Source organism: Pseudomonas sp. PDM02 (assembly GCF_014852285.1).
Classification (GTDB): Bacteria; Pseudomonadota; Gammaproteobacteria; order Pseudomonadales; family Pseudomonadaceae; genus Aquipseudomonas; species Aquipseudomonas migulae.
The window spans coordinates 1-6,592 of sequence record NZ_JACVBL010000028.1; the positions used below are offsets into that span (position 1 = coordinate 1).

Below are 6,592 nucleotides of genomic sequence, written 5' to 3' on the forward strand. Positions count from 1 at the left end.
GGTTTTGCGGTGTCCGATGCTGCTGCGTTGTGAACACAGTCCTTGTAGGAGCCGGCTTGCTGGCGATAGGGCCTTCAAACCATGCGGCGTTTCTGAGGACGCCATCGCCGGCAAGCCAGCTCCTACAAAGTTTTGCGCTGCACATGGGAGAGAGCAGATTGCATGCCACTGCGCGAAAAACGCGCTGCAGGCCGCGCAGGGACTGGGTTTCAGGGTGAGGGGAGGGAGCGGTCGGGAGCGTGGGGTGTTGATGTGCAAGCAGGCCGGTGCGTGTCAATTGCTGCTCCAGCAGCAGGCTGGCAGCAGTTGCGTTGCATATGGTTTTTGGGAATATATAAATACTAATTAAGAATTTTTTAGTCTAAACAACTTCATGCACTATTGAGCACGCGCTTTTACTGCCAGGAATGCACCATGTCGCTGATCACTCATCCAAACGCTCGCGAATTGACCAAGTCGGTGCGGGCCACCGTCCTGGTGTTCAAGGACCCGCGCTCCCAGGAATTGCTCAGCCGCATCGAGCGCCTGGCGCCCAGTGAAGCCAACACATTGATCATTGGCGAGACCGGCACCGGCAAGGAACTGGTCGCCCGGCATATCCACAATTTGAGCCGCCGCGGACGCGAACCCTTCGTGGCGGTGAACTGCGGCGCGTTTGCCGAAACCCTGGTGGAAAGTGAGCTGTTCGGCCACGAAAAAGGCGCCTTCACCGGCGCCACGACCAACAAGGCCGGGTGGTTCGAAGCGGCCAATGGCGGCACGCTGTTTCTCGATGAAATCGGTGATCTGCCGTTGAACATGCAGGTCAAACTGCTGCGGGTCTTGCAGGAGCGCGAAGTGGTGCGCCTGGGCTCGCGCACGCCGATCCCGATCAACGTAAGGCTGGTGGCTGCAACCAACGTCAACCTTGCAGATGCGGTCGTCGCCGGGCATTTTCGCGAGGACCTGTTTTACCGTCTGCACGTCGCGACCATTCGCCTGCCGCCCTTGCGCGAACGACCGGGCGACATCCTGCCGCTGGCCGAGTTTTTCCTCGAAGAACATTGCCAGCGTCTGGGCTACAACCGCGCGTCATTGAGCGTCGAAGCCGAACGCAAACTGCTGGAGCACAGCTGGCCAGGCAACATCCGCGAGCTGGAGAACTCCATTCACCACGCGTTGCTGGTGTGCCGCAATCAGCGGGTCGCCCCGGCGGATCTGCACCTGGTGGACATGCGTTCCTCCGGCATCCGCCAGGAACAGGCCAGCCAAACCAGCCACGCCGTCGCCGGCCCGGTGGACCTGGAAGCCGCCCTCAACGCGCTGTTCGAACAGAACATCCCGGACCTTTACGAACATATCGAAGAAACCATTTTCCGCGCGGCGTACCGGTTCTGCCATGGCAACCAGTTGCAGACCGGACGCCTGCTGAACATCAGCCGCAACATCGTCCGGGCGCGGCTGGAGAAAATCGGGGAGTTGAACAAGACACTGGCGGTGGAGGAATAGTCCTCGTCGTCGCTTTATTTCTGATTCGTCCACTTACAGCGAGCATTTCATGGCAACTCCCTACAAGCGTTCAGCGTTGACCCTCCTGGCAGCCTCCCTGGCGGCGATGAGTGCGTTACTCAGTCCCGGTGCTCAGGCCGAAGGCAAGATCAGCATCGCCCAGCAATTCGGCATCGGTTACCTGATTCTGGATGTGGTCCGCGACCAGCAGCTCATCGAGAAGCACGGCAAGGCCCAGGGCCTCGATATCAAGGTCGACTGGAACAGCATTTCCGGTGCCACGGCGATGAACGAAGCGTTGTTGGCCGGCGCGCTGGATGTGGTGTCGGCGGGCGTGCCACCGATGCTGACGATCTGGGATCGCACCAAGGGCAAACAGAACGTCAAGGCGATTGCCTCGCTGGGATCGATGCCCAACTATTTGCTGACCAACAACCCGAATGTGAAGAGCCTGAAGGACTTCACCGAGAAGGATCGCATTGCCGTGCCTGCGGCCGGGGTAGGGTTCCAGTCGCGCACCTTGCAGATCGAAACGGCCAGGCAGTTCGGCAATGACCACTACAAGAAATTCGACGACATCTCGATCAGCCTGGCCCATCCGGATGCGACGGCGGCATTGATCGCCGGAGGTTCCGAGATCAACGCGCACTTCTCCAGCCCGCCGTTCCAGTATCAGGAACTGCAGAATCCCAACGTGCACAAGGTGCTGAGTTCCTACGACGTGCTGGGCGGCCAGGCCACGTTCAACGTGCTGTACACCACGGAAAAATTCCACGACGAAAACCCGAAAACCTACAAGGCGTTTTACGACGCATTGGCCGAAGCGGAAAAAATCATCAAGGCCGACAAATCCGCCGCTGCCCAGACCTACATCCGCGTCGAACAATCGAAGCTGGCCCTACCGCTGGTTGAGAAAATCGTCAACGATCCAGAGATCAATTTCACGGTGGTGCCGCAGCGCACGGCGGTCTACGCCGAGAAACTGCAGGAACTGGGTGTGCTGAAGAACAAGGCGGCCAGCTGGAAGGACTACTTCTTCGAAGAAGCACACGGCGGCGCCGGCAGCTAAACACACCACAAAACCACTGTAGGAGCCGGCTTGCTGGCGATGGCGTCCTCAGACACGCCGCAGGGCATGAAGGCCTCATCGCCGGCAAGCCGGCTCCTACAAAACCGTGTTTGCAGCTCCGAAGCATCTGCACACCACAAATCCCTGTAGGAGCTGGCTTGCCAGCGATGGCGTCCTCAGGCACACCGCAGGGCATGAAGGCCTCATCGCCAGCAAGCCGGCTCCTACAGGTCCGTGTTCGCAACACCGAAGCATCTGCACACCACAAAACCACTGTAGGAGCCGGCTTGCTGGCGATGGCGTCCTCAGGCACACCGCAGGGCATGAAGGTCTCATCGCCGGCAAGCCGGCTCCTACAAGACCGTGTTCGCAGCTCCGAAGCATCTGCACACCGCAAAGCCCTTGTACGCACGCTGTCGCGGTGGCCAATGCAGGCCATAAAACTGACCTGAATCAACCCGAATGGCACGGCAATACACAGGGGGATGGCCGTTTGTCATGCGTATGGTTATGCTCGCATCGTTTTGCATTTGCCAATCATTAACAACCACAGTGATGTCATGAGCCAATCAGAGACGCGTGCGACTGCCCTTGCGCTGTATCCGGAAGATTCCCGCGAGGCCGCGGCGCTGCTCAAACAAGCCATTCCGCTGATGGTTCGTCACAACATCCCGCCCAATCCGGTGCATTACGCGCTGTGGTACACCTACAGCAAAGGTCTGGACCCCGAACTCAATCGTCATCTGGACCGGGTGGTCAAAGACTTCGATTGCTTCCCGCCGGAATCCGCCACCCGGCTTTTCCGCGACTACATCATTCGCGACGAGCTGGAAGAGGCCCGCGCCGGGCAGCAACAGGCGATCAATCTGGTGGACGACATGCAGCGCGATGTTTCGCGCAGTGTCGAAGGCAATCTCAACTTTCAGAGCAGTCTGGGACGTTGCCTGGAAATGCTCGAGTCGCCCGTCAACGAGCGCTTGCCGGGCATTTTGAGTGAGCTGCAACAAAGCACCCAGCTGATGCACAGTCAGCAGGAACAGTTCCTCACCCAATTGCACTCCGCCCAGAGCGAGATCAAGAGCCTGCGCAGCAAGCTTGAGCGTGCACAACTGGCGGCCACGCTCGATGGCCTGACCGAACTGCTCAACCGCACCGCGTTTACCCGTTTGCTGGAGCAGGCGCTGAGCAATGAGTCCCAGGGCGTCGCACTGGTCATGCTGGATATCGACCACTTCAAGCAATTCAATGATCAGTACGGTCACCCGTTGGGCGACCGAGTGCTGCAGCATGTCGGGCAGGTGTTGCGCAGTTCGTTGCCACCCCACGCCACGGCTGCGCGATACGGCGGTGAGGAGTTCTGCGTGATTCTGCAACACTGTGCCGACCTGGCGAGTGCCGCTGTTTTCGCTGAGCAACTGCGGGTGAAAATCCAGTCATTACGGATCAAGGCGCGGGTTGATGGCAAGGTGCTCGATACGATCACGGCATCCTTTGGCGTGGCCTTCGCGCAACCCGGCGAGCACCTGGACAGCCTCCTGACCCGCGCCGATGACGCGCTCTACCAGGCCAAGCGCGCAGGGCGGAACCGGGTGCATCGCTAAGCGCTGAAACGCCTTTCAAAGCGCCGGTCGGATCCATTTACTGCCGGGCTTGTGCATCGTCGTCATCCTGGTCGGCGTTATCGGACTCAAGCGGGTCACGGGAAAGCCGAGAAGTTTTGAAATAAGGCAATTTGCTGGCCCCGAAGCCCGAAAGTTACAGACAGAATCACTTTAATTTCAGGTGGTTAGGGCTGGCTTTAAATGCGAAATGTATGGATTAAGCTGATTTCATTAGGCCTGGCTGGCATCGCCGTCTCCGCCCAGGCCAAAGACCTTCAAGCCAATGACCGGTATATGTGCAGCTGGGGCGCGGGCACTGCAGCCAGAGCCCAGGAACTCAAACTGGCTGGCGTTTCCCTGTACGCCGCCCGCCAGAAATTACAGACCTACAAGTTCAGCAAACCGTGGATGCGCATGACGGCCATGGGTATTACCGAGCAAACCTACGACAGCCCGTCGCGGATCAAACCCGCGGCACTGCGCCAGAGTTTCTACGAAGATTGCGTGCGCTTTAAATTGGCGCGCAAATGACCGAGTGACCTACAACCCGTCTTCCATCAGCTTCAGATACTCGGGGCTGTCGGAGATCGAGTTGTGCCCCACGCCAGGAATAACCTTCAGGGCCGCCACGCCTTTGGCGAAATGCCCGTAGAGTTTTTCCGTGCTGGAGGGCGGGATGACTTCATCCTGCCCGGCCGCGAGCAACAGCGTCGGTATCGAGATGTGCTCGGCGTATTTCCACGATTCGAACTTGTCCTGCAGCAGCCACTTCACCGGGAATATCGGGTACTGGCGGACGGCGAGGTCTTCAAGGCTGTTGTAGGGGGTGATCAGGATCAGTCGGGAGGCCGGGCGCTGGCTGGCGAGGCGCACGGCGACGCCTGAGCCCAGGCTGCGGCCGACCACGGCGATGTGAGGATGGGTGTCGTAGACTTTGTCGAACAAGGTCAGGGCGTCGCGGGAAATCGCCTCTTCGGAAGGTGAACCGGTGCTGCCACCGAAGCCCCGATAGTGCAGCAAGTACAGGGCATGGTCGGGGAATGCCTGGGAAAATACGGGCAGGTTGCGCGAAACGTCCTCGGCATTTCCACCAAAATAGATCAGTGCATTTGGCCCGTCGTGCGGTTTGACGGTGACCTGCACCTGTGCGTCCGCCACCGATAGCGTGAGCCGCGTTTCGGGTGCCCCGAGCGCGGCGGGTTGCGGGAAGTAGATCAGGGCGCGCTGGAACACGAACAGCGCGATGCAGAGCGCCAGGTACAACGCGGTAACGATGACGATGAGATACATCAGGGGGCGTGACATTCGGCTAGCGTGAGTGGGTGGCATTGACTGCTCTGGGTCTGAGGACCGCGATGGCTTGATCGCTTTCAGAGTGTAGTTGAATCACGGTGGGGCCCTTGGGGGTGTGGTTTTTGAGGGGGGCATATCCGTTGCTGCGGTAACGGCTGCGTATGGTTTCGCCCTTACGGCGAGTCACTTTCGAAAAGCGCGAAAGTAACCAAAGCGCTTTTGCCCCTTTCGTTCGGTGCCTCGCTAATGCTCGGCATGCCCTCGCTCCGGTCCTGCTCCGTGGGCCCGCCGCCATCGGCCATCCATGGCCGGGGGCGGCTACCGCGGCATCCCTGCCGCGGTGCCCACTGCGCAGAACCTCCACTCGGCCTCTCGAGGGGGCGACTACCGCCACAGCCGCCGAGGCGGCCTGAAAGCCGACCTGGCTCTTTGGTGCACGCGTTCCCTCATTCCGGATATGTACACCGATCCCCTGTAGGAGCCGGCTTGCTGGCGATGGCGTCCTTTCAGGCGATAGATGTGTCGACTGACCCACCGCTATCGTCGGAACGCCGCCCGCAGCAAGCCGGCTCCTACAGGGGATCGTATTTATCCAAACACATCTGCATTTCCCCTGTAGGAGCCAGCTTGCTGGCGATGGACGTCAACGATAACGCGGGCTGTCTGAATGAACGCGTCGCCTAGACGCTTTTCGCCGGCAAGCCGGCTCCTACAGTGGATCGTATTTATCCAAATGCATATGCATTTCCCTTGTAGGAGCCAGCTTGCTGGCGATGGACGCCAACGATAACGCGGGTTGTCTGAATGAACACGTTGCCCAGACGCTTTTCGCCGGCAAGCCGGCTCCTACAGTGGATCGTATTTATCCAAACGCATATGCATTTCCCTTGTAGGAGCCAGCTTGCTGGCGATGGACGCCAACGATAACGCGGGCTGTCTGAATGAACGCGTCGCCTAGACGTTTTTCGCCGGCAAGCCGGCTCCTACAGGGGGATCTGCGTACGCTTTTGATTCCCACCACTCATCAGGCCGAGCGTTAGCTCGCCTTCAGCTTTTGATCTGAGCGCCCCCTCGAGAGGCCGAGCGCAGGTTCTGCGCAGTGGGCAACCCGGCATGGATGCCGGGTTAGCCGCCCCCGGCC

General features: G+C 59.6%; 5 protein-coding genes. 4 read left to right on the forward strand and 1 reads right to left on the reverse strand.

Annotated elements, in window-relative coordinates; genetic code table 11:
- Nucleotides 1-414 precede the first annotated feature (414 nt).
- From IB245_RS28850 to IB245_RS28865, 4 genes are all read left to right on the forward strand, one after another.
- Nucleotides 415-1,488: a sigma-54 interaction domain-containing protein gene (locus tag IB245_RS28850; protein WP_008028129.1), complete on the forward strand. Its 1,074-nt coding sequence runs from the start codon at nucleotides 415-417 to the stop codon at nucleotides 1,486-1,488.
- Nucleotides 1,489-1,537: 49 nt separating this feature from the next.
- Nucleotides 1,538-2,557, forward strand: a complete 1,020-nt coding sequence (locus tag IB245_RS28855; RefSeq protein WP_008028131.1) for an ABC transporter substrate-binding protein — start codon at nucleotides 1,538-1,540, stop codon at nucleotides 2,555-2,557.
- A gap of 560 nt (nucleotides 2,558-3,117) precedes the next feature.
- Nucleotides 3,118-4,158: a GGDEF domain-containing protein gene (locus IB245_RS28860; protein ID WP_223436370.1), complete on the forward strand. Its 1,041-nt coding sequence runs from the start codon at nucleotides 3,118-3,120 to the stop codon at nucleotides 4,156-4,158.
- A 201-nt stretch (nucleotides 4,159-4,359) separates the two neighbouring features.
- Nucleotides 4,360-4,689 (forward strand): hypothetical protein, encoded by a 330-nt coding sequence (locus IB245_RS28865; protein WP_008032532.1) that lies wholly within the window; start codon nucleotides 4,360-4,362, stop codon nucleotides 4,687-4,689.
- A gap of 9 nt (nucleotides 4,690-4,698) precedes the next feature.
- Here IB245_RS28865 and IB245_RS28870 read toward each other — a convergent pair whose 3' ends face one another.
- Nucleotides 4,699-5,487, reverse strand: coding sequence for an alpha/beta hydrolase (locus IB245_RS28870; RefSeq protein WP_192496359.1), 789 nt, complete (start codon nucleotides 5,485-5,487; stop codon nucleotides 4,699-4,701).
- Nucleotides 5,488-6,592: the final 1,105 nt, after the last annotated feature.